Source organism: Micromonospora eburnea, from assembly GCF_900090225.1.
Classification (GTDB): domain Bacteria; phylum Actinomycetota; class Actinomycetes; order Mycobacteriales; family Micromonosporaceae; genus Micromonospora; species Micromonospora eburnea.
This window is the reverse complement of record NZ_FMHY01000002.1, coordinates 3,094,626-3,119,612: the sequence shown is the minus strand read 5'-3', so window position 1 is coordinate 3,119,612 and position 24,987 is coordinate 3,094,626. Positions and strand designations below refer to the sequence as shown.

Sequence of the window (24,987 nt, the reverse complement as noted above, 5' to 3'; positions counted from 1 at the left end):
TCTTCGTGAGTGACACAACGCTGGTGAAATGCCTCGTCTGGGATCTCGACAACACCCTGTGGCAGGGCACCCTGCTCGAGGGGGACAGCACGCCGGTCTCCGACGAGGTGCGCGCGGTCGTCGACCAGCTCGACGCACGCGGCATCCTGCAGTCGGTGGCGAGCAAGAACGACCCGGAACCGGCCACCGCGCGTCTCGTCGAGCTCGGCATGGCCGACTATCTTGTCCTGCCGCAGATCGGCTGGGGGCCGAAGTCCGAGGCCGTCCGCAGAATCGCCGACCGGCTGGGGTTCGCGCACAACACGATCGCGTTCATCGACGACCAGCCCGCCGAGCGTGCCGAGGTCGCCTTCCATCTCCCGGACGTTCGGTGCTACTCATCGGACCAGGCGGTCGCCCTGCTGGACCTCCCCGAGTTCACGCCCCGCACGGTCACTGTCGACTCACGGCGGAGGCGGCACATGTACCAGGCCGGCCTCCAGCGGGAGACCGCGCAGTCCGCGTTCCAAGGCACGAGTGAGGAGTTTCTGCGCTCACTCGAGTTGAGGATGACGATCCAGCGGGCCGAGGAGGCCGAACTCGCCCGTGTCGAGGAGCTCACCCTGCGCACCAGTCAGATGAACGCGACCGGCGTGCACTACTCCAGGGCCGCGCTACGCGAGTTGATCGGCTCGTCCGACCACGAGGTGCTCGTCGCGACCCTCACCGACCGTTTCGGCCCCCACGGGGCGATCGGCGTCGTGATGCTGGAGGTCCGGCCGGACAGGTGGCACCTGAAGCTGCTGGCGACGTCGTGCCGGGTGGTGTCCTTCGGTGCGGGCACGGCGATCCTCGGCTGGGTGATCGACCAGGCCGCGCGGGCGGGCGCCCACCTGGTCGCCGACTTCCGCCCGACGGACCGCAACCGGCTGATGGAGGTCACCTACCGGTTCGCGGGCCTTACCGACGACCCGTGCGCATGCCTCGCCGGTTGCCCCACTACTGACGGGATCCAGCGCCTGCACGTGGTCGCGGCTCGGCGCCCCGCACCGGCGGCCCTGCGGCTCGACGCCGTCGACCTCGTGGCGGACCACGTCGTCCAGCCCCCGGCACCGCGGTCAGAACGCCCTCTTGCGAACCAACGTGACGCCGTCGGCCATGCTGAGCATCGCGATGTCCACCCGGCTGTCGCCGTGGAGGAAAGCGTTGAATTCCCGCACCGCCACGGTGTCCGGGTCCCGCGCGTCTGAGTCGACAACCCGTCCGAAGAAAACGGTGTTGTCCACCACGATCAACCCGCCTGCACGCACCAGCGCGAGCGAACTCTCGTAGTACGCCCGGTAATTCGCCTTGTCCGCGTCGATGAACACCATGTCGAACGACTCGCCACCCATGGTGGCCAACAGTTCGGCCAGCGTCTCCCCCGCATCACCAATTCGAACGTCGATGCGGTCGGCCATTTCGGCTCGCTGCCAGTACGGCTTACCGATTGCCGGCCATCGATCAGTGATGTCGCACGTGACGAGGCGCCCGCCCGGGGGCAGCGCACCGGCCATCCACAAGGTGCTGTAGCCGGTGAACGTACCTATCTCCAACACCGAGCGCGCCCCGGTCAAGCTGACGAGCAGGGCCAGCAGCTGGCCTTCCTCCGCCATCACCTGCATGGCCTCGCCCATGGGATATGCCTCGGTCTCCGCACGCAACTCCCGCAGCACGTCGGTCTCCCGCAGGGACACCTGACGGACGTACGCCAGCAACTCGGGCGGGAATCCAGTCTGACCGGCCACGTTGACACCCTTCTCGTCAGTGGGTGGGCTGTCCGCGCACGGGTCCTACACGAATCGAACGCCCCGACGCGCGGAAGCGAGAGAGCGACCTCCAGCGGCGCGAGGAAGCCGAACCTGATGTGTGCCGCGGTTAACATCAATCCACCAGATCACATTCGCCAGAACCACCCCTCAACCCGTAGAGCGGCGTCCGCCGGGAAAGGGTCGACAAGCGATCCTTGAATACGCCATCAGCATGTCACGCCCACACAGGCAGCAAAAGAAGTCTGTCTGTACGAAGTTGTTCGGATCACTGTACAGGCCAGATCGACCAGCGCAGCGTGTGCGTTGGTGCTGGCGGTGTGGCGAGGACGAGGGTGTTGATGAGTCGGCGGATTTCGGCGATGCGCCGGCCCCCGGCGGGTGACCGCTGACGAGGCTACGGCAGGGACAGCAGGTCTCGGCGTCGCTGCGGGGCCGGCACATGGGCTACGCCCTGGCCGTGGCCTGGGGCCAGAAGACTCCGACCGACGGCGGCGGCGTCCGCGCCGACGAACTGGCCGGCGCCCCGCCCCGGCCACGCGGCCTCGGCATGCTCACGTACTCCGCCCGCGCGGCAGGATGACGGTTCAGGCGCGAGGAAGGTGAGCTGATGGAGCGGAACGTCTCCTGGGATGCGCTCAAGGTGTTCATCGCGGTGTTCCGTGCGGGTTCGTTCTCGGCCGCGGCCGGCGAGTTGGGAACCGCGCAGTCCTCGGTGTCCGAGCAGATCGCCCGTTTGGAGCGGAGCCTGGGGTATCGCCTACTGGATCGCAGCCCGTCGGGCGTGCGGGCCACGGATCGCGGCATCGAACTCGCGGCACGGATCGCCGCGCCAGTGGATGCGTTGGCCGCATCGGTCAGCGCCGCCGACGAGGGCGACGGTGGCGGGCGCACGGTATTCGTCGGTGGCCCGGCAGAGTTCTTGTCCGAGGTGATCCTGCCCGCGCTGCCGGCCCGTGTCCCGTCCCGGGGTCCGGATCGCAGCCCGGTTCGGCCTGGCCGACGAGCTGATCGACGGTCTCCGGGCGGGCGCGACGGATGTGCTGGTCAGCGCGCTCCCGGCCCGTGGTCCGGGTCTGTCGGTCGAGCCGATCTACGACGAGGAGTTCGCGCTGGTCGCCCATCCGCGCTGGCAGGAGCAGGCGGCCGAGGAGGGAGTGGACTCGGTCCCGCTGCTGTCCTACGGGCCGGAGCTGCCGATCATCCGCCGATACTGGCGAAGCGTCTTCGGCCGCCGTCCCTCCGGGCTCTCGGTCCGCCTGATCGCCCCCGACCTGCGCACACTGCTACGGCTCGCGCTCGATGGCGCAGGCATGACGGTGCTTCCGGACTATCTGGTCAATGACCACCTGAGAGCAGCGTCCCTCACGCTGCTGCACGCACCGGAGGTGGCCCCGCTGAACACGCTGTTCATCGCCACCCGCCGGCCCCGCGGCTTGCCGGACCCGGTGATCGCGACGGTGCGGGAGGCGATCACGGCGATCGCTCGCGACGCCGCGAGCTGACCCGGGTTGCCGAGTTGCCGATACCCGGTATCGGTCTTTCGGTTACGCCCGTGAGGGTGCTGCTTTCTAGCCTGGAACACGCCCGGAGGGGCCGACATACGTTCCCGAGAGAAGGCGTTCCCATGACCGACACCTCCCGTGCTCTGCTCGTCCTCACCAGTCACGACGACCTCGGAGGGGTCCGCAGGACGGGCTACTACGTCGGCGAGGCCGCCGACCCGTGGAAGGTCTTCACCGACGCCGGATACGTGGTGGACATCGCCTCGATCGCCGGCGGCACGCCTCCCGAGGACGGCCGCGACGAGGACGACCCCACGCAGCGAGAGTTCCTGGCCGACCCGCACATCGCCGCCCAACTCGCGGACACGCCGAGCCTTGCCGATGTCGATCCGTCCGACTACGACATCGTGTTCTTCGTCGGCGGCCACGGCACCATGTGGGACTTCCCGACCTCGCCGGACGTCGAGCGGGTCGGTCGCGCCGTCTACGAGGCCGGCGGCGTGATCGCCGCGGTCTGCCACGGCCCGGCCGCGCTGGTGAACCTCACCCTCACCGGCGGTGAACCGTTGGTCGCCGGCAAGCGGGTGGCGAGCTTCACCAACAGCGAGGAAGCCGCGGTCGGGCTCACCGACATCGTGCCGTTCCTGCTCGCCGACGCGCTCGCCGCCAAGGGCGCGAACCATGTCTCCGGCCCGGACTTCACCGAGCACGTGGTGAGCGATGGGCGGCTCGTCACCGGTCAGAACCCGCAGTCGGCCGCTGGCGTCGCTCGGGCTGCGCTGAGCGCCCGGTGACTGTCTCGATGAAGACCTGCTCTGCCGCGCGTGCCCGGCCGGCGGGCGGACAGGCAGATGGGTGGAGGCCGGACACCCGCTCGCGATCGTGCCCGCGACGGACACCGCATTGAGTCCACCGCGACGGGCACCGCATCGCCCCGGCAGATGGGGTACCGTCGGCAGGTGATTCCGGTGGAGGCCGTCGCGGCGGCGTACGCGCAGTGGATCACGCCCGCCCTGCCGCTGTACGGCAACGACCACGAGCGGGCCGACTTCGCTCCCTGATCCGCTCCCGGATCCGAACGCCCTTCTTCCCCAACCCCGAAGCGTGCACCGGGAGCGATGCCTCATGTCCGTCGACAGTTCCGGAATCCGGGTGGTGCTGCGCGCACCCCAGGTCCTACGGGTCCTCGTCAGCAGCCAGGTCGGCCGGCTGCCCACCGCCAGCGGACCGCTGGCCCTGTTGTTGTTCGCCCGGCAGTCGCTGAGTCTGGCCACCGCCGGTCTGCTGGTCGCCGCCTACACGGCGGGCATGGCGGTGGGCACGCCTCTGCTGGCCCGGGCGGTGGACCGGTGGCGGCAGCCGCCGGTGCTGTGGGGGTCGGCGGTCCTCTCCGGCCTCGGGTTCAGCGTGGTGGCGCTGACCGGCGGCCACCTGACGGGTGCGGTGATCGGCTCGGCGGTGGCCGGGCTCGGTACGCCACCGTTGGAGGCCTGCCTGCGGACCCTCTGGCCCAGTCTGCTTCCGGCGACCGCCGTGCCGACGGCGTACACGCTCGACATCGCGGTCCAGGAGGTGATCTTCGTGGTGGGCCCGCTGGTCACCCTGGGCGCGGTCGCCCTGGGCGGGCCGGCCGCCGGGCTGGTCGCCGCCGCGGTGGCACAACTCGTCGGCACCGCGGCGTACGCGATGGCGCCGGCCGCCCGGGCGTGGCGCGGGGTTCCGGCGGTACGGCACTGGGCGGGGCCGCTGCGCGTACCCCGGTTCGCGGTCATGGTGGCCGGGGTGGTCGGTATCGGTGCGGCGGTCGGCAGCATCGCGGTGGCGGTGACCGGGTACGCGGAGGCGGTCGGCGACCGGCGACTGAGCGGTTGGCTGCTCGCGGCGCAGGCGGCCGGCGCGCTGGCCGGCGGGTTGCTCTACACCCGGGCTCGGCCGGGCGGACCGGGCCGGCTGCCGCTGCTGGCCGCCGGTCTGGCTGCCGGATACCTTCCGTTGCTGCTCGCCCCGGGTCCGGTGCCGATGGCCGGCCTGCTGGTGGTCAGCGGGTTGGCACTGCCGCCGACGCTGACCGCCATCTTCCTCACCGCCGAGCGGCTGGCCGAGCCGGGGACGGTGGCCGAGTCGTTCGCGTGGGTAGCCACCGCGTTCGTGATCGGCAGCGCCGCCGGCTCGGCGCTCGCCGGCCCACTGGTGTCGACCGGCCTGCGGTACGGGCTGGCCATCGCGCCCGTCGCCGCCCTGCTCGGGGCGGTGGTGCTGTGGGGTGTCTCGGCGCACGACCGGCGGGACCGGGCCGGCACCGCCGAGGAAGGGGAACCGGCGACGCCCGGTCAACGCACGCCGGCATGAGGGTGCTCTCGCGTTGCCGGAGCGACGGATGGGTTGGACCCCGGGTCGGGGCGGCGGTCAGGTCGCGTGGAAACCCGACCTGACCGCCGGTCGCCCGCGGCAGCATCCGTAACAGGCGCCGCAATCGGCCCCAGACCCGGCCGGCGGCAAGGGCGACACCATCGGCGTGGAACCCGGTCAGCGGGTGGCGCGGCGTACCCGCTGGGTCATGCTGCCGAGCCGGTCGATCTCCATCCGGATCGTGTCCCCCTCGTCGAGGTAGGGGAACCGACCGGACAGGGCCACACCCTGCGGAGTGCCGGTGTTGATCACGTAACCGGGTTCGAGAACCATGTACTGGCTCAACGACCAGACGAGTTCGTACACCCCGAAGATCATGTCCTTGCTGGACGAATCCTGCCGGGGCTCGTCATTGACCCAGCTACGCATACGCAACGCCTGCGGATCACCGACGTGGTCGGCGGTGGCCAGCCACGGCCCGAGAGGATTGAAGGTCTCGGCGCACTTGCCCTTCGACCACTGGCCGCCGGAGACGTCGAGCTGGTACGCGCGTTCGCTCACGTCGTTGGCGAGGGCGTAGCCGGCGATCACCCCGGGCGCGTCCGCCGGGCTGTCCAGGTAGCGGGCGCGCCGGCCGATGACCACCGCGAGTTCGACCTCCCAGTCGACCTTCTCGGCACCGGGCGGCAGCAGTACGTCGTCGTTCGGACCGACCACCGTGTTGGGGGTCTTGAAGAACAGCACCGGGTGTTCCGGAGGTTCGGCGCCCGACTCGGCGGCGTGCTCGGCATAGTTCATTCCGATGCAGAGCACCGCGCCCGGGTTGGCCAGGGGTGCACCGATCCGCTCTCCGCTGATCGAGGTGGCGGGCAGTTCACCGGCGTCCAGCGCCCGTCGGGTCCGCTGAACTCCGTCGGCAGCGAGGAAGCCACCGTCGATGTCGTCGGTCAGTGGCCGCAGGTCGAAGTGGGTGTCGTCGTCGGTGAGCAGGACGGGCCGCTCACCGCCCACGGGGCCTACGCGCAGAAATCTCATTTCGTTCGCTTTCTCTCTCGGGGGTGATGACAGTGGGATGGCCGGTGGTTCGGCTCACCGTCCACTGAAGAAGCCGTCGGCGCACATGTCGGTCAGGACGGTGCGGGCCGCATCGATGGTGCGAGTCACGTCGTCCTCGGTGTGCGCACCGGAGATGTGGTTGCGCTTGAGCGACATCGGCAGCATGAGGAATCCGCTGTCGGTCATCCGGCGGTGGAACTCCCGGTACGCGTCGTCGTCGTTGCCGAGCAGGTCGCGGTAGCCGCGCACCGGTTCGGGCACAAAGTACACCACGAACACCGAGCCCTCCCCGACGACCTGGGCGGGGATCCCGAGTTCGCTGATCACCTCGGCCAGTCCGGCCCGCATGAGGTCACCGAGGCGCCGTACCCGGGGGTAGTGGTCGGTGTCACGGAGCCGGTCGATCGTGGCCAGCGCGGCTGCGGCGCCGACCGGGTGGCCGTTGTACGTTCCGGCCAACAGCACCGAGCCTCCGGCGGAGCTGAAGTTCTCCATCAACGCGCGGGAGCCACCGAGGCCCGCGACCGGATACCCGTTGGCCATGGCCTTGCCGAAGGTGGTCAGGTCCGGGGTGACCCCGGCGATCTGCTGGTAGCCCCCGAGGGCGTGCCGGAAGCCGGTGATCACCTCATCGAAGATCAGGACCGCGCCCTCCCGTTCGGTGATGGCGCGCAGCCCCTCCAGGTAGCCCGGCTCGGGCAGCAACGCCCCGACGTTGTGCGGAATGGGTTCGACGATGATCGCGGCGATCTGCTCCGGGAACGCGTGGAAGAAGGTCTCGACCGATTCGAGATCGTTGTACTCGGCGATCAGGGTGCCGGACAGTGAGTCGGGCAGGATGCCGGAGGAGAGCGGGTCGAGCCGGTAGGCACGCTCCGGCGGTGAGATGACGTTACGCGCGAACGGGTCGTGCCAGCCGTGGAAGCCGCCCTGGACCTTGACCAGGTAGCGCCGGCCGGTGACGCCCCGGGCCAGCCGGGCGGCCTGGGCGGTCGCCTCGCTGCCGCTCATGCAACTGATCGTCATCTCGGCCGAGGGCAGCACCTCTCGCAGCGTCTCCGCCATCCGGACCTCGTGTTCGGTGACCCCCAGGCCCACCAGGTCGATCTGCGCGGTGGCAGCGGCCGCCGCGGCGTCCACCGCGGGATCGCGGTGTCCGAGCAGGATTGCGCCGAAGGCGGCGTGGTAGTCGACGTAGCGGTTGCCGTCGGCGTCCCAGAGGTAGGCGCCCTCGGCGCGGGTGAAGGCGTACGGCCGGCCGATCAGACGGGTCGCGGAGTTGACCCCGCCCGGAATCACCTGTCGCGCGCGCTCCCACAGCGCACGACCGCGCGGATGTCCGTCATCGGTACTGGTGCTCATGCCCTGCTCCTAACATGAAATCCTGTTCCACGTCTGACCGTAGCAGGAACATGAAGGGCCTTGACAAGGCAGCTTTCTGGTCACGATAGTGTGGACCACCAGCGCAAAACCCTGTTCCATCTCTTGCCATCAGGACGCGAGCGGGAGGGAACACGCCGCGCACACATACCCGGAGGTTCCCGTGTCCCAGAGTCGTATCGCCCGGTTGGAGCAGGCGCGGGCGGCCGAACCCCGCCCGGTGGACGTGCCGGCGACGATCGCGACTTTCCGCCAGGAGGGCAACCTCCTGTGGCTCTCCGGTCAGGTCGCGGCGGCGGAGAACGGGCTGGTGGCCACCGGCACCGTTGGCGCCGACGTCGATCTGGAAACCGCCCGTCGGTGCGCCCGGCAGTGCGCGTTGAACCTCCTCGCCCAGGCCGAGCAGGCCGTCGGACTCGACACGGTGGAATCGGTGCTCCGCATCACCGTCTACGTCGCCTCAACGCCGGACTTCCACGCCCAGCACCTGGTCGCCCACGCCGCCACCGACGTGTTCACCGAGGTGCTCGGCGGTTCCGCCCACGTGCGTACCGCGCTCGGCGTGGCGGCGCTACCGCTGGGCAGCCCGGTCGAGGCGGACGCGGTGCTGGTGCTGCGCGACTCGGTCAGCCGATAGCGGCGCGGCGGTCCGGGCGATGACCTCGAACGAGGAGCGTGGCTACCACGCAGCGGCACTGGCGCGTGGACTCACCATTCTTGAGGAGTTCGCCCGGGCTGGGCGCCCCCTGGGGCTGTCCGAGCTGCACACCGGAACCGAACTGCCCAAGAGCACCCTGGTCCGGCTGCTCTCCGTGCTCCAGGACCTCGGATACGTCATCCGCGTCGACGATCGGCCGACCTACTGGCTGGGGCAGGCGGTCATGCCCCTGGCCGACGCGTACGCCGAGGCGCTCGACCTGTCCGCGTACGCCACCACGGCCTTGACCGCGCTGGCGGAACGGACCGGCCAAACAGCCAACCTCGGCGTGCTGGAAGGCACCGACGTCGTACACCTGACGGTGGTGGAGCCGGAACGCGCGCTGCGGTTCCGCGCCACCACCGGCAGCCGGGACGGGGCGTTCCACACCGGCCTGGGCAAGGTCCTCCTCGCCCACCTCGGCGCCGACGCGCTTGACGCGCACCTACCGCCCGAGCCGTATCCGGCGCGCACCGACCGCACCGTCACCCGACGTACGGAACTGGAGCGGCAGCTGGCCACGATCCGTCGTCGCGGCTACGCCGTCGACGACGGTGAGGGCGACCTCGGGGTGGGCTGTCTCGCCGTACCGTTGGCCATCGGCGGTGAGGTGATGGCGGCGGTGAGCGTGACCGGCCCGCTGGCCGAACTCACCGGGCCCGCGCAGCGTTCCATCGTCGACGTCCTGACCGAGACCGCACGAGCGCTGGCCCAGGAACCGCAGCTCAAGTACGCGCTCAGCTTCGCCCGGCGCGCCCTGTCCTGACCACGCCCGCTCCGGCGACACCCGGCCCATCCTGACCCCCCGTACTGCCCGACCACCGGAGGCCACCTGTGCTGATCGACGTTCACACCCACTTCATGCGCGGTGAGCACTGGGGCTGTGAGTGGCACGACCACTGGCAGCCGGTCTACGGCGGGCCGTGGCCACGGATCACCCCCGAGGACTACGACGACGCGATGCGTGGCGTGGATGTGGCCGTGGTCTTCGGTATCCGGGCGACCGCGGCCGGCGTGGCCACCCCGCACGAGGAGGTCGCCCGGTTCTGCGCGGCCACCCGTACCCGCACCGTGGGTTTCATGGCGCTCGACCCGACCGACCCGGATGTCCTCGACCAGATGGCCGAGGGGGTCCGGCTCGGGCTGGCCGGCATCAAGCTCTATCCGGTGCTGGCGCTCTTCGACGCCGCCGACCCGCGCCACGACCCCTTCTTCGCCGCGGCCACCGCGCACCGGCTGCCGCTGCTGTGGCACGTGGGCACCACCCCGAGCCCCGTCGGTGACCTGCGGCTCAGCCTGCCGCTGGTGATCGACGAGGTGGCCCGCCGGCACCCGGACCTGGTGCAGATCATGGCCCACATCGGGCACCCCTGGCAGCGCGAGACGCTGGCCGTGCTGCGGAAGAACCGGAAGGTCTTCGCCGATGTGTCGGCGAGCTGGTCCCGGCCGTTCGACGGGTACCACGCGCTGGTCCGGGCCCAGGAGTGGGGCGTGGTCGACAAGTTGCTCTTCGGTTCCGACTTCCCGTTGTGGCGGCCCGACGACGCGATCCGGGGACTGTTCGAGCTGTCCCGTATCCGCGCCGGCACGCTGCCGCACGTGCGTACCGAGACCGTCGAACAGATCCTCGAACAGGACACCCTCGCCCTGCTGGGCCTCTCCGTCTGAGGCCAGCAGCCCGAACCACGAACCGAGGAGGGAAGAGCGTCCGTGACCGAGCTGGGCATGTTCGCCTATCCGTGGGACCTCACCGACCCCAGTCCCGAGGCAGCCGTCGCCGAACTCGCCGCCCTCGGGGTGCGCCGAATCGAGGTGGCCACCGCCTACCACTCCGCCGAGACCATCCGCCCCCGCCGGACGGCCGGGGTGCACGTGGTCATCGAGCCGAACGTCGCCCACCTGCCGTTGGACACCTCGGCCTTCGGCATGCTCGCCCCGAGCCCGGGCCAACTGGCCCGCCGACAGCCCGACCTCTACCCCCGGTTGGCGGCCGCCGCCCGGCAACACGGGATGGCGCTCACCGGCTGGACCATCGCCCTGCACCAGTCCAAGCTGGCCGAGGAGTACCCGGAACAGGCCCTGGAGAACTGCTTCGGTGACCGATCCGGACATGGGCTGTGCCCGGCGAATCCCGAGGTGGCGCAGTACGTGGTCGAACTCGCCACCGCCGTGGCGGCCACCGGCCACTTCGACGAGCTCATGATCGAGAGCCTCTCCTACACCCTGGCCGGACACGGCCACCCGCACGAGCTGTGGGCGGTACGACTGGACCCGGCCCGCCGGTTGTTGCTCTCGCTCTGCTTCTGCCCGTCCTGCCTGGCGGCGGGGCAGGAGCGCGGCATCGACGCCACCGCGCTGCGGAGCTGGGTCGCCGACCGGCTCGGTCGGGACTGGAACGCTCCCCTGGCCGGGGTCCGTACCCCTGACGACGGCTCCGAACTCGCCACCCTGCTGGTCAGCCGGCCAGATCTGGCCGCCTACCTGCGGATGCGCTGCGAGGTGGTGAACGACCTGCTCCATCGGGTGGTCGAGCGCGGGCACCGGCACGGCGTACGGGTGGTCTCCGGCTCGGCGGTGTGGGCACGGCCCGCGGCGCACAACTGGATGGAGGGCCTGGACCTCGGTTCGATCGCGGCGATCGCCGACGGTGTCGCCCTGATGCCGTACCACCCCGATCCGGCCGACGTGGCCCGCGACCTCGACATCGCCACCGCGCTCATGCCGCCGGGCCGGTTGCAGATGCTACAAACCATCTGGAACAGCCACCACCGGGACGTGGACACCCTGTGGGCCAAGATCGAGCAGGGCCTCGCGGTCGGCATCGCGCGCTTCGCGCTCTACAACCTCGCCATGGCGCCGGCCGCGGTGCTCGGCTGGGTGCCGGAGGTCGCGGCCCGACTCGCGAACCATTCCGACCCGGGACGACTCGCGGACCGACCGGACACCGACAGGAGACAACCGTGACCGCACGACCCGCCAACCGCCGCATCGCTGCCGAGTCGCCAAACACTCCCCCGCCGGGCGGCCCGTATGCGCCGAGCGTACGGATCGGCACCATGGTGGCCGTGGCCGGACAGGGGGGCTTCGACGCCGACGGCAACCTCTCGCCGGACATCACCGAGCAGACCCGGCAGACGATGGCCAACGTGCTGGCGGCCCTCGCCGCCTCCGGCGCCACCGCCGGTGACGTGCTCCAGGTCCGGGTGTTCCTGACCGACCGGGCGCACTTCGAGCCGATGAACGAGGTGTACCGCGAGTTCTTCACCGAGCCGTTCCCGGCCCGGACCACGGTCTTCGTCACGCTCCCACAGGAGTCGATGCTGATCGAGGTGGACGCGCTCGCGGTGTTGCCGGAAGCCGGCTGATCCGCCGAGCCCCGACCCCCTTTCCCGAAGACGAGACCAGATGCGCATCGCACTCTTCATCACCTGCGTCAACGACCTGATGTTCGCCCGCACCGGACAGGCCGTGGTCCGGATCCTGGAGCGCCTCGGCCACACCGTGGAGTTCCCGATGGCCCAGACCTGCTGCGGCCAGATGCACGCGAACAGCGGGTACCGGGCCGAGGCGGTGCCCCTGGTACGCAACTACGTCGACACCTTCGGCGGCTACGAGGCGGTCGTCGCCCCGTCCGGTTCCTGCGCGGCGATGGTCCGCGACGCGTACCCGCGGCTGGCCGAGGACGATCCGGGGCTGTCCGCAGCGGTCGCCCAGGTCGCCCCGAGGACGTACGAGCTGTCCGAGCTGCTGGTCGACGTACTCGGGGTGACCGACACCGGGGCGAGGTTCCCGCACCGGGTGACCTACCACCCGACCTGTCACGGGCTGCGGATGCTGCGACTCGGGGACCGCCCGCTCACCCTGCTGCGCCAGGTACGTGACATCGACCTGGTCGAGCTGCCCGGCGCCGACGAGTGCTGCGGTTTCGGCGGAACGTTCGCGGTGAAGAACGCCGCGGTCTCCGGGGCGATGCTCGCCGACAAGTGCGCGGCGGTCTGCGACACCGGCGCCGAGTACGTGACGGCGGCGGACAACTCCTGTCTCATGCACATCGGCGGCGGGCTGTCCCGGCGGGGCACCCGGGTCCGGGCGGTCCACTACGCGGAGATCCTGGCGGGAGGCCTGTCGTGACGGCGTACGGCTCGGGCAACATCGCCGCGCGTCAACCGTTCCCGGTGGCCGCCGCAGCCGAGTTGCGGGACGCACAGTTGCGCGCCAACCTGCGCCGGGCCACCCACACGATCCGCGACAAGCGGTCGCAGGTGGTCGGTGAGGTGCCCGACTGGGAGGAGCTGCGCCAGGCCGGCGCGGCGATCAAGGACGACGTGCTGCACCGGTTGCCGGAGTTGCTGGAGCAGTTCGAGAAGGCGGCGACCGAGGCCGGCGCGACGGTGCACTGGGCCCGGGACGCCGCCGAGGCCAACGCCCTGGTGACCCGCCTGGTACGGGAGACCGGCGCCAGCGAGGTCGTCAAGGTCAAGTCGATGGCGACCCAGGAGATCGGGCTCAACGAGGCCCTGGAGGCGGCCGGAGTCGAGGCGATCGAAACCGACCTCGCCGAGCTGATCGTCCAGCTCGCCGGGGACACCCCCTCGCACATCCTGGTGCCGGCGATCCACTACAACCGGGGCCAGATCCGCGACATCTTCGCCGGCCGGATGCCCGGGGTCGACGCCGCCGCGTTGACCGACGAGCCGGCGGCGCTCGCCGAGGCGGCCCGCCGGCACCTGCGGGCCAGGTTCCTGTCCGCCCGGGTCGCCGTCTCCGGCGCGAACTTCGCCGTCGCCGAGTCCGGCACCCTGGTCGTGGTCGAGTCCGAGGGCAACGGCCGGATGTGCCTCACCCTGCCGGAGACGCTGATCTCCGTGGTCGGCGTCGAGAAGATCCTGCCCAGCTTCGCGGACCTGGAGGTCTTCCTCCAACTGCTGCCCCGCTCGTCCACCGGGGAGCGGATGAACCCGTACACGTCGATGTGGACCGGGGTGACGCCGGGCGACGGACCGCAGACGGTGCACATCGTGCTGGTCGACAACGGCCGTACCGCCACCCTCGCCGATCCGACGGGGCGTCAGGCGCTGCGGTGCATCCGCTGCTCGGCGTGCCTCAACGTGTGTCCGGTCTACGAGCGGGTCGGCGGTCACGCGTACGGGTCGGTCTATCCCGGGCCGATCGGGGCGATCCTCTCGCCCCAGATGACCGGCCCGCACGGCGGAGCCAACCGCACCCTGCCGTACGCCTCGACGCTCTGCGGCGCGTGCTTCGACGCCTGCCCGGTGCGGATCAACATTCCGGAGGTGCTGGTGCACCTGCGGCAGCGGGGGGTCGACGCCACCCGGGACCGGCCGTCGGTCGAGCGCACCGCATTCCGGTCGATGGCGTGGGTGATGCGCGATCGCAAGCGTTATGCCGCCGCGCTGCGCGCCGCCCGCCGGGGTGCCTACCCGCTGCGGGCCGTGGCCGGCCGGCGGGGAGCGTTGCGCCGCCTGCCCTGGCCGCTGTCCGGCTGGACGGCCAGCCGGGACCTGCCCCTACCGCCGAAGCAGACTTTCCGGGAATGGTGGCGTACGCATGAACGCACGTGAACAGATCCTGGCCCGGCTCCGTGCCGCCCGCCCGACCACACCGGTGACGGTGCCGCGTGACTACCGCCGGACCGGACCGGCCGACGAGGACCTGGTCGCGCTGCTGGCCGACCGACTGGCCGACTACCGGGCCACGGTACGCCGCTGTGCCGCACCCGAGCTGCCCTCGGCCGTCGCCGAACTGCTGGCCGACGCCACCGCCACCATCGTCCCGCCGGGCATTCCCGACGCGTGGTTGTCGGCGTACCGGGGAAAACTGGTGCGCGACGGTGACCCGCCGTTGGCCGTGGCCGACCTCGACGCACCGGGGCGGGCGGTGCTCACCGGTTGCGCGGTGGCGGTCGCCCAGACCGGCACCATCATGCTCGACGCCGGCACCGGCCAGGGGCGTCGGCTGCTCAGCCTGATCCCCGATCATCACCTCTGTGTGGTGGCCACCGACCAGATCGTCTTCGGCGTGCCGGAGGCGCTCGCCCGGTTGGCCGAGCCGACCCGCCCGCTCACCCTCGTCTCCGGTCCGTCGGCCACCAGCGACATCGAACTGTCCCGGGTCGAGGGAGTGCACGGTCCGCGGCGCCTCGACGTCCTCATCGTCGACTGACACACGCAGCACGAGCCGCTGCTGCTCGGCCTCGCCGAATCGGTCGCCCGTCCGCACCGTCCCCGCCCGACCCGTCGGCGGCCGCACCGCCAGCGGTCGCCCGCGGCCTACGAGCGGCGTCCACACCCCGCGACCCAGCTGGCTCGCCACCCTGCCATCGGCCTGCCCGCGCCGGCCACTGGGTTCGTCAGCGGGACGCGCCGGGACCGATCGTCGTCCAGGTCGCCTCGACCTCGCCCTGGCGCACGGCGGTCGCCTCGTTCAGGCTGGAGAAGACGGTGCACACGTGATTGGGTACGACCTGCACCCGCTGGCCGACCCGCAGCGGAGTCGGCTCGCCCGGGCCGTGCCAGCGCAGCCAGCCGTGCTCCTCGGAGAGCCGCTCGATACGCCAGCCGGGCAGCCCCACCAGGAGCCCGTGCCCGGGATACCGCCCGAGGTGCGCCGCGGCGGGCAGCCCGTCCTGGCTCAACGCCTTGGAACCCGCGTCGATGCAGGCCCGCCGCGGGTCCGGGTGGCTGACCACGGTGGCCAGCACCCGGACGGCGCAGGTCTGGGTGGTGGCGTTGCCGAGCGCGATCTGCCCCAGATCGTTGAAGGCGTAGATGCCGGGGCGGATCTGGGTGACCCCGGGCATCCCGGCGGCGAGGCGGGCCGAGGCCGACGCACCGAGGGAGACGGTCGGCAGCGGCGTGCCGTCGGCCCGGATCGACTCGGCGGCGCCGACCATCAGCGCCGCCGCCGCCTGGGAGCGGGCGTGCAGGTCCGCCCGGTCGGGTGCGGCGTACACCCAGCCCTCGTGGGTCATCACCCCGGTGACCCGCACCCCGGGGACCTCGTTGATGAGCCGGGTGGCCATCGCCGCCTCGCCCGGCTGGACGCCAACCCGGCCCAGGCCACTGTCGACGATGAGGATCAGTTTGATCTCGCGACCGTCCTGGGCGAAGACCTCGCCGATGGAGCGCGCGCCGTCGACGCTGTCCACTCCGAGGGTGAGGTCGACCCGCTCCGCGAGCCGGCGGGCCCGCAGCGCCTTGTCCCGCCCCACCACCGGATAGCCGACGGTCATCCGGGAGACGCCGGCGTCGGCGAAGGCCTCCGCCTCGCCCAGCTTCGCGACGCACAGCCCGTCCGCGCCACGCGCGATCTGCAGCAGCCCGATCTGCGGCACTCGGTGTGTCTTGGCGTGCGGCAGAAGCTCCACGCCGTGCCCGCGGCACAGGTTTGCCATCTCGTCGAGGTTGCGCTCCAGCACGTCGAGGTCGACGACCAGGCTCGGGGTCTCCAGGTCAGCGGGTACGGCGAGGGCATCGGGGTGCGTGGCGGTCACTGGTGCTCCCGGTAGGTGGTGATGACGTGCTGGCGGCGGCGCCGGAAGGCACCGCTTGACGGTGGGCGGCCCGCGCGGACGGTTGGCTGCGTCAGCGTCGGGTGCTCGGGATACGCGGGTTGGTGCCGCTGGTCGCTCCCGACCAGCCGAGGTCGGTGGACAGGGCGTGGCCGTGCGCCCGGACCAGCTCGCGGATCCGTTGGGGATCGACCTCGCGCGCGTCGAGCCGGGGCCGAGGCGCGCTACAGCTCAGGGCCGCCACGACCGCGCCGGTGTGATCCCGCACCGGCGCGGCCACGCAGAAGATGCCCTCGGTGTACTCCCCGTCGTCCTCACCGAACCCGTCCTTACGGATCTGGGCGAGTCGGTCGACCAGGTCCGCGAAGGAGGTCAGCGTACGGTCGGTGAAGCGCTCGAAGTTGAACGCCTCGAACCGCGCCTCGAGCTCCGCCGGCGGCAACGCGGCCAGGAGGACCTTGCCCAGCCCAGTCGCGTACGCGGGCAGCCGCATCCCGACGCGCGAGACGAGCTGGAACGGGTGGTTGGCTTCCACCTTGGCCACGTACACGACGTCGGTTCCGTCGAGGATCGCGAGCTGGACGGTCTCGTCGAGTTCCGCTCGCGCGTTACGCAGGTGCCGATCCGCGACCCGGACCAGGTCCACACCGTGCACGAACCCCTGCCCGGCCTCCCAGGCCCGCACCCCGGTGCGGTACCGCCGGGTGTCCTCGTCGAGGGCGACCCAACCACGATCGTGCAAGGTCCACAGCAGGGCATGGAGACTGCTCTTGGGAAAACCGAGCAGTTCCACCAGCTCCGGGAAGGTCAGTCCCTGCTGATGCTGTGCCAGCAGCTCCAGCACGTCCAGCACCCGGCTCGCGGATTTGACCGCGCTCAGGCCACTGTGCTTCTCCACCATGTCCCCTCCGGTGCTCATCCTGTCCCACTCGTTCCCGCCTCGGGGCCGCCGGTGGTCGGCACGCGTGTGAATCGACCGGGCATCATCGCACGAGCATCGTCTTGACCGCGTCCGTCGGCCCGTCGAGCAGGCTGAGGAAGGTCTTCGCGCCCTCGGCCAACGGGGCGGTGGCCACCCAGCCCGGGGTCCGCGCCTCCCATTCCGGCCCCGTCGACTCAACGAGCCGCGCCGCGACCTCGAAGTCGTTGCGGTCGTAGCAGAAGGCGGTCAGGACCCGGACCTCCCGGCGGATCATGGCGAGGCCGTCCAGCTCGGCATCGGGACCGTGCAGGCCGACCCAGACCGCCGTCCCGCCCGGGCGCACCAGGCGCAACGACGCTCCCCGGGTCGCGGCGCTGCCGACGGAGTCGAGGATGACGTCGTAGTCCTCGCCGGTGAGGCTGGGCCCGGCCGGCACGATGCCGTGGGCACGGGCCTTTTCCAGCCTGGCCTCGGAAAGGTCGGTGATCTCGATGTGCGGCACGCCCCGGGCCTTGGCCACCAGCGCCAGGGCCATCCCGATGGCACCGCAGCCGATGATGCCGACGCGCTGGGGCCAGGGGTCGTGCGCCTGGACCAGCCGCATCGCGTGCACCGCGTTGGCGATCGGCTCGGTGAACGCCATCGTGGTGAACGGCACCGCCGAGTCGACGGCCACCAGGTTCTGCTCGGGTACCGCCACGAACTCGCCGTACCCGCCGGGGCGCTGGATGCCGAGGATCTGCCGGTTCCGGCACACGTTGATCAGACCCCGGTCGCACAGGTCGCAGGTGAGGCAGGCGACCACCGGGTTGACCACGACGTGCTCCCCGGTGTCGACCCGCACCCCGGCGAACTCGTGTCCCATGATCAACGGCGGTACCCGGAATGGGCTGCGGGTGGCCACGCCCTCCAGTTCCGAACCACAGATGCCCACCGCCCGCACGTCGACCAGGACCTCACCCGGTTTCGGGGTGGGCTCCGGCACATCGAGGACGGTCAGCTCCATCGGCGCGGTGTAGACGACTGCCTGCATCAGGTTCAGATCTCCTTGCTGGTGAGGGTGGCCGGACGGGTACGCCGTACGACGCGCCCGGACCGACTTCCGGTGAGACGGCCGTCGCGGACCGCGACCGTCCCGTTGACGATGACGTGGGGGATGCCGGCCGGGGGCTGCCGTGGGTCCTCGTAGGTAGCGAGGTCCACGACCGTTCGCGGGTCGAACACGACGAGGTCGGCGGCGGCCCCGACCTGGATCCGGCCCCGGTCGGGTGCGCCGATCCGGTCGGCCGCCGACGAGGTCATGTGCCGCACCGCCTCGACGAGGTCGAGGACCTGCTCCTCGCGGACGTACCGGCCGAGGACCCGCGCGAAGCTGCCCCAACCGCGCGGGTGGGGCTGGTCGCCGACCAGGATCCCGTCGCTGCCGACGGTGTGTCGCGGATGGCGCATCAACGTGCGCACGTGCTCCTCGATGCCGGCGTACATCAGGCACGACGCGCCGAAGCGGCTGGCCGCGATGAGGTCCAGGCACAGGTGCGCCGGTGGCACGCCCCGCGTGCGGGCGCTGTCGGCGATGCTGTGCCCCACCACGTCCGGGTAGCCGGGTGCCCCGGCCATGCCGGAGACCACGATCGTCGACCAGTCCACCGGCAGGCCCTGGTTGCCGTCGGTCCCCAGCACATCGAGTTCGTGGGTGAGCCGGTCCCGTACGCCCGCGTCGGTCAGCCGGGCCAACTGCTCCTCGGTGCTGCCTGACTGGGCCCAACCCGGCAGCAGCGCGTGCAGCGACGTCATGGCGGCGAGGTAGGGGTAGGCGTCGAAGCTGAGGTCCACCCCGCTGGCCGCGGCGTCGTCGAGCATCGCCACCAGTTCGCCGACCCGGCCCTGGTTGACCGGGAAGCTGACGTGGCAGTGGGCCAGATGCAGTGCCACCCCGGTCCGGCGGGCGATCTGGAGGCACTCGTCGTACGACTCCAGCACGTGCGAGCCGTAGTTGCGGTGGTGCGGGCAGAAGTAGCCGCCGGCCTCGGCGACCACCTCGCAGAGCGCGACCAGTTCGTCGGTGTCGGCGTACATGCCGGGGACGTAGGTCAGACCCGAGGACATCCCCACCGCGCCCTCGGCCAGGCCCTGCCGAACGACCTGGCGCATCCGCGCCAGCTCGTCGGCGGTGGCCGGGCGGTTCTCCGCGCCGACCACCAGCAGCCGCACCGTGCCCTGCGGCACCAGGTACGCGGTGTTGACGGCCACACCGGAGTCGAGCCGGTCCAGGTACTGGGCGACCGAACGCCACGCCCAGTCGAAGCCGGGCGGATCGTCGTTCCACCCCCTGAGCTGGGTACGGAGTCTCGCCAGCGTCTCGTCGTCGACCGGAGCGTAGCTGAGCCCGTCCTGCCCCAGCACCTCGGTGGTGACTCCCTGCAACAGCCGGGCGGGGTGGTCGGGTTCGGCGAATATCTGCACGTCGGAGTGGGAGTGCATGTCGATGAACCCGGGGGTCACCACCAGCCCGTCGGCGTCGACCACCCCGTCGGCAGCCACCCGGGTACCGCGCGGTACGAGCGCGGTCACCCGTCCGTCCGCGATGACGACGTCGGCGTCGACGGGCGGCGAGCCCAGCCCGTCGACCACTGTGCCACCGCGTACCACCAGTTCGGCGGCGGTCATGCCGCCCTCGCCGGTTCCTCGGAGCGGCGAGCATCGCCGAACCGTGCCAGGTGCACCGGGTCGTGCAGGGCGATCACCTCGTCGCACTCCGCCCGGTAGCGGCGGATCACCTCGCGGCACCGGGCGGCGTCCTCGCTGATCCCCACCGGGATGATGCCGTCGACGTTGCCCTGGAGGAACGCGGTTTCGAGCAGTCCGAGCGTCCCGTCGGCGGTCCGCACCCGGACCGCCGCCGACCCTGGGTGGTGCCCGCCGGTCGGTTCGAAGACGATCCCGGGTGCCACCTCGACCGCGTCCCGGGCCAGCGTCAGCCGGCCGGCCACGGCCAACTCCCGCAGCGCCGACCAGCCCGTCGCGGTGAAGTAGAGATCCGGCGACGGATGTCCGGGCGGGTCGGTCAGCATCTCCAGCACACCGGCGGCAGCCAGGTAGACCTGGGCCCGGGGCAGCAGGCTCAGGTCGAGACCGCCGGTGTGGTAGGTGACGGTCTGGGTGACACAGACAAAGTCCACGTCCTCCGGTTGGACCGCCAGCTCCCGCATCGCCGCTGCCAGACCTCGGGTGTCGCGGAACAACGATCGGGGATCGACGTCCTGACAGGCGGTGACCAGTGCGGACCGGTCGGCGGGGTCGGCCGGCAGGCCCAGGTCGACCAGCCCGACGCGCTCACCGTCGGTCACCAACCAGACGTAGAACGCCAGGTCGTGAAAGGTCGTGTCGTTGCGCCCGAAGTAGACCTCCCACCCGGGTACGGGCAGCGTCCCGACGTGCGCGGCCCGCACGGCGTACGTCCCCGGGGTGGCTGCGTCGCCGGTGCTCATCAGGATTCCTTCCCCTCGGGTAGCCGGACCGCGCCACCCACCCGCGCACTGTGGTAGATCGCGTCGGTCACCTCGACCACCCGCGCCGCCAGGTCACCGGACATCCCTGCCGGCGCGGCCGGCAGCCGACCGGCGGCAATGTCGATCAAGGTCTGGGTGGGTAGTTGCGCGGAGTACGCGCCGTCGCCGGCCGTCCGCGACTCGTCGATCGTGCCGTCGGCGAAACGCACCCGCCAGCGGTCCAGGGCCGAATCGATCCACAGGTCCGCCGCGCTGCCCTGGATCCCGAGGTACCACTCCGGACGGGTGGTGACCGGGTGGGTGCTGGCGCAGGAGACCGTCGCGGTCACCTCGCCCTCGAAGGTCAGCAGGACCGAGTCGTGCAGGTCGATCCGATGCCCGGCCGGATGGGTCCGGGCGGTCACCTCGGTGACCCGGCGGTCGAGCAGCCACAGCAGCATGCCGAGTTCGTGGCTCATGGAAACCGCCGCCGCTCCCCCGGCCGAGACCGCGGGATCGGTGTAGGTCGCGGTCTGCGATCCGCCGGACCCGCCCCAACCGCCGTCCTCGCTGCCGTGCAGCAGTTCCCGGGTGGCGACGACCAGATGCATCGCGACGTGCTCCACGTCGCCGAGCCCACCGCGTTCGAGGAGCGCTCGGGCCCGGGTGAAGACCGGGGTGGCCGACCAGCCGAACGCGACGAGCAGTTCCCGACCGTTGTCGCGGGCGGCCGTGACCATTCGCCGAGCCGACCCCGCCTCCAGCGCGAACGGCTTCTCGCACAGCACGTGGGCTCCGCTGCGCAGGGCCTCGGTGACCATCTCCTCGTGCGCGACCGGCGGGCTGCTGACGATCACCGCGTCCAGGTCGTACGTCAACGCGGCCCGCCAGTCGGTCTCCGCTCCGTCGGCGCCGAACCGCTCGGCCAGTTCGCGGGCCCGGTCGCCGTCGGGTCGCGAGACGACCACCAGGTCCACGTCCTCGGCGTTGGCCAGGGCCGGCAGGTGGGTGCTTTCCGACCAGGCGCCCGCGCTGAGCACCCCGGCGCGGATCCGGCGGCTCACTTGTCGTACCCCGCGGCGAGAGCGCCCACGACGTGGCGCTGGAACAACAGGGTGAGCAGGACCGGTGGGATCATCACGATGATCGTGGCGGCCGCCAGGGTGTTCCAGTTGAACTGCTGTACCGATTGCAGGCCGGCCAGCAGCGGCGGAACCGTCAACTGGTTGGTGAGCACCAGCGCGTAGAAGAACTCACTCCAGGCCTCCAGGAAGATGAGCACCCCGGCGGCGACCAGACCCGGACGGGCCAGCGGCACCACGATGAGCCACAGCGCCCGGAGCCGGGAGGTGCCGTCGACCATGGCCGCCTCCTCGATCTCCCGCGGCAACTGGTCGAAGTAGTTCTTCAACACCATGATCGCCAACGGCAGGGTGAACACGTTGTAGCTGATCACCAGGGCCCAGGGGGTGTTGAGCAGTTCCGCGTTGCGCAGCAGGATGAAGAACGGCCCGATGATCGCGATGGCCGGAACCACGCGGGTCGCGATGATGCCCAGGTGGAAGGCGTTCGAGCCCCGGAACGGGTACCGGGACAGCCCGTACGCGCCGAGGCCACCGACGAGCAGGTTGACCACCACGAGCAGGCCGCTCACCAGGACGCTCTGGCCGATGGCCGGGACCAGCCGGGCCCCGAGATCGCTGGAGCCCAGCGTCGAGGAGCCGGTGTCGCCGGTCAGCACGCTGCGGAAGTTGTCGAGGGTCAGTTCACCGGGGACAAGCGGGTAGGGGCGCACGCTCAACTGGTCGGCGGTGGTCAGACTGCTGGTCAGCGCGTACCACAGCGGCAGCAGGATCCAGGCCGCGAAGACCGCGACGGCCAGGTAGATGAGGATCGTGCCGCCCAGCCCCCGACCGCGGCGCTTGCGACCACGGCGAGGCAGTCGTCCTTGCAGGGTGGACATGTCAGTTCTCCTCCTGCCTGCCGTACAGCAGCCGTACCGTCAGCAGCCCGCCCAGCAGCGCGAGAAGGCCGAGGATCACCGCCAGCGCCGATCCGGTTCCGATGTCGGTCACGACGAAGAGTTGCCGGTAGATGAGGATGCTCAACACCTGGGTGGCATCGCCCGGGCCGCCCTGGGTGAGGGCGTAGACGACGTCGAACTGCAGGAACGCGTAAATGATGTTGAGGACCGTCACGGTCACCAGTACCGGCCGCAGCCAGGGCAGGGTGACGTGGCGGAACCGCTTCCACACACCGGCGCCGTCGATCGCGGCCGCCTCGTGGTGGATGTGCGGCAGGGTCTGCAGTCCGGCCAGGAAGAGGATGGCCGCGAAGCACGACTGCCGCCAGGCCGCCGCGACCACCGCGATCACCATCGCCCAGTTCGGGTCGGAGAGGAACTCGACGTACTCGCCGATCAGGTTCAGCCGCATCAGCATCCCGTTGAGGCCGCCCACGCTGCCGTCGGCGTACCACTTCCACAGGACGCCGATCACCAGCCACGGCGTGGCCCACGGCAGGACGAGCAGGGCGCGTGCGAATCCCCGGCCACGGAAGTTCTGGTTGAGCAGCATGGCGGCGGCCAGGCCGATCACGGTGGACAACACGACGAAGCCCACGCTGAAGATCAGCGTGACCCTCAGCGATGCCCAGAAGACCGAGCTGCCGAAGACCACCTTGTAGTTGGCCAGCCCGACGAACTCCCCCAGCCCCTCGCCGCTGGCCGGGACGTCGTAGAAGCTGTACAGCGCCGTCAGGATCGTCGGTACGAGCAGGAGCAGCACCAGCACGATCGCGGACGGGGCCACGATGCTGCGCCCGAAGCGCGCGTGCGATGCGGTCAGGCTGTCCCGCCGCCGTGCTCCGGCAGGCGAGTCGCCTGCCGGAGCGAGAGCGCTGTCCTGTGGACGTGCGGTCGTGGTCACCGGTTACAGACCTCCGCCGGCCTTGGCGCGGCGGGCGGCGTCGGCGAGCGCGGCGACGGTCGCCTTGGGCTCGGATTGGCCCAGCAGCATCGCGTGCACCAGGTCCCCCACCTTGGCCTGGAAGGTCGGGTACCAGGGCAGGGTGCGCGCGGGTACCACGTTGGAGCCGCTCTCGAAGGTCTGGGACAGCTTGGACAGGTCGTAGTAGTCGGGGAACGCCTCGACGGTGGCCGGGTCGGTGAAGAACGCCGGGTACGGGGCGGCGAGGCCGCCGGCCTTCGCCCACTCGGTGGAGACGGTGAACTTGCCGTCCTGGTCCTTCCAGCCGTAGTGCTTCATGAGTTTCCACGCCTTGTCGCGCGCCTCGCTCGACTTGGAGCCCAGCTGGAGCACCTCGCCGATCTGCAGGGTCTGTCCGTCGACCACCGGCGCCTGCTCGATGTTGTTCGACTCGGGGCCCTTCAGGTCACGCACGCTGGTGAGGAAGTAGTGGTGCAGGACGTAGAAGGCGGCGCGCCCCTGGGCCAGCTCACCGCTGAGCTTGCCGGGGTCGTCGTTGAGCAGCGACCGCGGCGTCAGCCCTTCGGTGTACATCGTCTGCCACCACGCGAAGGCCTCCTCCGCCTTCGGGTCGTCGGCGAAGACCGGCTCGCCCTGCTCGTCGAAGGGGGTGACCCCCTGTGCCAGCAGATAGACGTGCAGGTACTCCTCGCAGAACTCCTTGATCCAGTATGCGATGTACGGAGTGGCGCAGATGCCGTCGGCCTTCATCTTCTTGGCCTGCTGGTAGGTCTCCGCCAGGCTGGTCGGCGGCGCGGAGAAGCCGGCCCGTTCGACGAACGACTTGTTGTACTGGTTCATGTAGACGGCGGAAAAGTACGGAACGCTGATGATCTTCCCGTCGGAGGTCACGTGCCGCTCGCGGGCACTCGGGAACATCTCGCTCACCATCGTGTCGACGTCACTGAGCCCGTTCAGCTCGGCGGCCCAGTTCTGCTTGATGAACTTCTGCGTGTTGTAGGCGAAGTTGTAGTAGACGTCGATCGCGCTTCCGCCACGCAGTCGGGTCTGCAGCGCCGCCGAGTAACCGACGTTGGGGATGGTCTGGACGTTGGTGGGGGTGCCGTTGGCGTCAGCCCAGGCGGCCACGAGCCGCTTGATCGTGTCGGGCTGGAAGTCCCAGCCCATGAACTCAAGCTCGCCGTTCCAAGGCTGGGACGACGAGGACGAACACGCACTCAACGCGGGCGCCAGTGCGGCCGCCAGACCCGTCGCGCCGGCCAACCGCAAAAACGATCTGCGATCCATGGGGCTCGGGGAGCCCGAGGGTCGACCAAAGTTGGTT

The 24,987-nt window shown here is 70.7% G+C and carries 24 protein-coding genes and 2 pseudogenes; 14 read left to right on the top strand and 12 right to left on the bottom strand.

Features of this window, described 5'->3' with window-relative positions:
• Positions 1–5: 5 nt before the first annotated feature.
• Positions 6–1,229 carry an HAD-IIIC family phosphatase gene (locus GA0070604_RS14295; protein WP_244161894.1) on the top strand — a complete coding sequence of 408 codons (1,224 nt, stop codon included), beginning with the start codon at positions 6–8 and terminating at the stop codon, positions 1,227–1,229.
• Here GA0070604_RS14295 and GA0070604_RS14290 read toward each other — a convergent pair.
• Positions 1,170–1,655: pseudogene (locus tag GA0070604_RS14290) on the bottom strand (O-methyltransferase); the annotation flags it as partial. The gene GA0070604_RS14295 and the pseudogene GA0070604_RS14290 overlap by 60 nt on opposite strands.
• Positions 1,656–2,229: 574 nt before the next feature.
• On the opposite strand from GA0070604_RS14290, the gene GA0070604_RS32375 reads away from it, so the two are divergent.
• The 5 genes and pseudogenes from GA0070604_RS32375 to GA0070604_RS14270 all read left to right on the top strand — a co-directional run bounded on the left by GA0070604_RS32375 (position 2,230) and on the right by GA0070604_RS14270 (position 5,641).
• Positions 2,230–2,370, top strand: a complete 141-nt coding sequence (locus GA0070604_RS32375; protein ID WP_167363465.1) for a hypothetical protein — start codon at positions 2,230–2,232, stop codon at positions 2,368–2,370.
• 27 nt (positions 2,371–2,397) lie between these two features.
• Positions 2,398–2,532: pseudogene (locus GA0070604_RS14285) on the top strand (LysR family transcriptional regulator); the annotation flags it as partial.
• 211 nt (positions 2,533–2,743) lie between these two features.
• Complete coding sequence (locus GA0070604_RS14280) at positions 2,744–3,292, top strand: substrate-binding domain-containing protein (protein WP_091118399.1); 549 nt, start codon at positions 2,744–2,746, stop codon at positions 3,290–3,292.
• 122 nt (positions 3,293–3,414) lie between these two features.
• The gene (locus tag GA0070604_RS14275; protein ID WP_091118398.1) at positions 3,415–4,086 is read left to right on the top strand and encodes a type 1 glutamine amidotransferase domain-containing protein; all 672 of its coding nucleotides are present in this window, start codon (positions 3,415–3,417) and stop codon (positions 4,084–4,086) included.
• Positions 4,087–4,417: 331 nt separating this feature from the next.
• Positions 4,418–5,641: an MFS transporter gene (locus GA0070604_RS14270; RefSeq protein WP_091118397.1), complete on the top strand. Its 1,224-nt coding sequence runs from the start codon at positions 4,418–4,420 to the stop codon at positions 5,639–5,641.
• A gap of 177 nt (positions 5,642–5,818) precedes the next feature.
• Here GA0070604_RS14270 and GA0070604_RS14265 read toward each other — a convergent pair whose 3' ends face one another.
• Entirely contained in the window at positions 5,819–6,652 is an 834-nt protein-coding gene (locus GA0070604_RS14265) for a fumarylacetoacetate hydrolase family protein (protein WP_341845340.1), read from the bottom strand.
• Positions 6,653–6,730: 78 nt separating this feature from the next.
• Positions 6,731–8,059, bottom strand: a complete 1,329-nt coding sequence (locus GA0070604_RS14260; protein WP_091118395.1) for an aspartate aminotransferase family protein — start codon at positions 8,057–8,059, stop codon at positions 6,731–6,733.
• A 181-nt stretch (positions 8,060–8,240) separates the two neighbouring features.
• On the opposite strand from GA0070604_RS14260, the gene GA0070604_RS14255 reads away from it, so the two are divergent.
• The 8 genes from GA0070604_RS14255 (at position 8,241) to GA0070604_RS14220 (ending at position 14,957) form a co-directional block, all read left to right on the top strand.
• Positions 8,241–8,714 carry a RidA family protein gene (locus tag GA0070604_RS14255; protein WP_167363464.1) on the top strand — a complete coding sequence of 158 codons (474 nt, stop codon included), beginning with the start codon at positions 8,241–8,243 and terminating at the stop codon, positions 8,712–8,714.
• A 19-nt stretch (positions 8,715–8,733) separates the two neighbouring features.
• Complete coding sequence (locus tag GA0070604_RS14250; protein WP_091118393.1) at positions 8,734–9,540, top strand: IclR family transcriptional regulator; 807 nt, start codon at positions 8,734–8,736, stop codon at positions 9,538–9,540.
• 68 nt (positions 9,541–9,608) lie between these two features.
• Positions 9,609–10,442 carry an amidohydrolase family protein gene (locus tag GA0070604_RS14245; RefSeq protein ID WP_091118392.1) on the top strand — a complete coding sequence of 278 codons (834 nt, stop codon included), beginning with the start codon at positions 9,609–9,611 and terminating at the stop codon, positions 10,440–10,442.
• Between the two features lie 42 nt (positions 10,443–10,484).
• Complete coding sequence (locus GA0070604_RS14240; protein WP_091118391.1) at positions 10,485–11,738, top strand: glycoside hydrolase family 18 protein; 1,254 nt, start codon at positions 10,485–10,487, stop codon at positions 11,736–11,738.
• Positions 11,735–12,139 (top strand): RidA family protein, encoded by a 405-nt coding sequence (locus GA0070604_RS14235; protein WP_208602049.1) that lies wholly within the window; start codon positions 11,735–11,737, stop codon positions 12,137–12,139. Before GA0070604_RS14240 ends, GA0070604_RS14235 begins: the two co-directional genes overlap by 4 nt.
• A 40-nt stretch (positions 12,140–12,179) precedes the next feature.
• The gene (locus GA0070604_RS14230) at positions 12,180–12,905 is read left to right on the top strand and encodes a (Fe-S)-binding protein (RefSeq protein ID WP_091118390.1); all 726 of its coding nucleotides are present in this window, start codon (positions 12,180–12,182) and stop codon (positions 12,903–12,905) included.
• Positions 12,902–14,356 (top strand): LutB/LldF family L-lactate oxidation iron-sulfur protein, encoded by a 1,455-nt coding sequence (locus GA0070604_RS14225; RefSeq protein ID WP_091118389.1) that lies wholly within the window; start codon positions 12,902–12,904, stop codon positions 14,354–14,356. Before GA0070604_RS14230 ends, GA0070604_RS14225 begins: the two co-directional genes overlap by 4 nt.
• Entirely contained in the window at positions 14,343–14,957 is a 615-nt protein-coding gene (locus GA0070604_RS14220; RefSeq protein WP_091118388.1) for a LutC/YkgG family protein, read from the top strand. Before GA0070604_RS14225 ends, GA0070604_RS14220 begins: the two co-directional genes overlap by 14 nt.
• A 187-nt stretch (positions 14,958–15,144) precedes the next feature.
• Here the strand turns inward: GA0070604_RS14220 and GA0070604_RS14215 are convergent, their stop codons facing one another.
• The 9 genes from GA0070604_RS14215 to GA0070604_RS14175 form a co-directional block, all read right to left on the bottom strand.
• Positions 15,145–16,287, bottom strand: coding sequence for an alanine racemase (locus GA0070604_RS14215; RefSeq protein ID WP_091118387.1), 1,143 nt, complete (start codon positions 16,285–16,287; stop codon positions 15,145–15,147).
• Between the two features lie 91 nt (positions 16,288–16,378).
• Complete coding sequence (locus GA0070604_RS14210; RefSeq protein WP_091118386.1) at positions 16,379–17,224, bottom strand: IclR family transcriptional regulator; 846 nt, start codon at positions 17,222–17,224, stop codon at positions 16,379–16,381.
• 64 nt (positions 17,225–17,288) lie between these two features.
• The gene (locus tag GA0070604_RS14205; protein WP_091118385.1) at positions 17,289–18,260 is read right to left on the bottom strand and encodes an alcohol dehydrogenase catalytic domain-containing protein; all 972 of its coding nucleotides are present in this window, start codon (positions 18,258–18,260) and stop codon (positions 17,289–17,291) included.
• 5 nt (positions 18,261–18,265) lie between these two features.
• Positions 18,266–19,894, bottom strand: a complete 1,629-nt coding sequence (locus GA0070604_RS14200; RefSeq protein ID WP_091118384.1) for an N-acyl-D-amino-acid deacylase family protein — start codon at positions 19,892–19,894, stop codon at positions 18,266–18,268.
• On the bottom strand, positions 19,891–20,715 hold the full coding sequence (locus GA0070604_RS14195) for an MBL fold metallo-hydrolase (RefSeq protein WP_091118383.1): 825 nt from the start codon (positions 20,713–20,715) through the stop codon (positions 19,891–19,893). The genes GA0070604_RS14200 and GA0070604_RS14195 overlap by 4 nt, the downstream gene beginning before the upstream one ends.
• The gene (locus GA0070604_RS14190) at positions 20,715–21,779 is read right to left on the bottom strand and encodes a Gfo/Idh/MocA family protein (RefSeq protein WP_167363463.1); all 1,065 of its coding nucleotides are present in this window, start codon (positions 21,777–21,779) and stop codon (positions 20,715–20,717) included. Before GA0070604_RS14190 ends, GA0070604_RS14195 begins: the two co-directional genes overlap by 1 nt.
• Positions 21,776–22,678 carry a carbohydrate ABC transporter permease gene (locus GA0070604_RS14185; RefSeq protein ID WP_091118381.1) on the bottom strand — a complete coding sequence of 301 codons (903 nt, stop codon included), beginning with the start codon at positions 22,676–22,678 and terminating at the stop codon, positions 21,776–21,778. The genes GA0070604_RS14190 and GA0070604_RS14185 overlap by 4 nt, the downstream gene beginning before the upstream one ends.
• A 1-nt stretch (position 22,679) precedes the next feature.
• Positions 22,680–23,642, bottom strand: coding sequence for a carbohydrate ABC transporter permease (locus GA0070604_RS14180; RefSeq protein WP_208602048.1), 963 nt, complete (start codon positions 23,640–23,642; stop codon positions 22,680–22,682).
• Positions 23,643–23,645: 3 nt separating this feature from the next.
• Positions 23,646–24,830, bottom strand: coding sequence for an ABC transporter substrate-binding protein (locus GA0070604_RS14175; protein ID WP_208602047.1), 1,185 nt, complete (start codon positions 24,828–24,830; stop codon positions 23,646–23,648).
• Between the last annotated feature and the right edge of the window lie 157 nt (positions 24,831–24,987).

Coding starts and splice junctions, on each gene's coding strand:
- GA0070604_RS32375 (WP_167363465.1), top strand. CDS start 2,230: ATGGGCTACGCCCTGGCCGTGGCCTGGGGCCAGAAGACTCCGACCGAC.
- GA0070604_RS14275 (WP_091118398.1), top strand. CDS start 3,415: ATGACCGACACCTCCCGTGCTCTGCTCGTCCTCACCAGTCACGACGAC.
- GA0070604_RS14270 (WP_091118397.1), top strand. CDS start 4,418: ATGTCCGTCGACAGTTCCGGAATCCGGGTGGTGCTGCGCGCACCCCAG.
- GA0070604_RS14260 (WP_091118395.1), bottom strand. CDS start 8,059: ATGAGCACCAGTACCGATGACGGACATCCGCGCGGTCGTGCGCTGTGG.
- GA0070604_RS14250 (WP_091118393.1), top strand. CDS start 8,734: ATGACCTCGAACGAGGAGCGTGGCTACCACGCAGCGGCACTGGCGCGT.
- GA0070604_RS14230 (WP_091118390.1), top strand. CDS start 12,180: ATGCGCATCGCACTCTTCATCACCTGCGTCAACGACCTGATGTTCGCC.
- GA0070604_RS14220 (WP_091118388.1), top strand. CDS start 14,343: ATGAACGCACGTGAACAGATCCTGGCCCGGCTCCGTGCCGCCCGCCCG.
- GA0070604_RS14210 (WP_091118386.1), bottom strand. CDS start 17,224: ATGAGCACCGGAGGGGACATGGTGGAGAAGCACAGTGGCCTGAGCGCG.
- GA0070604_RS14205 (WP_091118385.1), bottom strand. CDS start 18,260: ATGCAGGCAGTCGTCTACACCGCGCCGATGGAGCTGACCGTCCTCGAT.
- GA0070604_RS14200 (WP_091118384.1), bottom strand. CDS start 19,894: ATGACCGCCGCCGAACTGGTGGTACGCGGTGGCACAGTGGTCGACGGG.
- GA0070604_RS14195 (WP_091118383.1), bottom strand. CDS start 20,715: ATGAGCACCGGCGACGCAGCCACCCCGGGGACGTACGCCGTGCGGGCC.
- GA0070604_RS14185 (WP_091118381.1), bottom strand. CDS start 22,678: ATGTCCACCCTGCAAGGACGACTGCCTCGCCGTGGTCGCAAGCGCCGC.
- GA0070604_RS14175 (WP_208602047.1), bottom strand. CDS start 24,830: ATGGGCTGGGACTTCCAGCCCGACACGATCAAGCGGCTCGTGGCCGCC.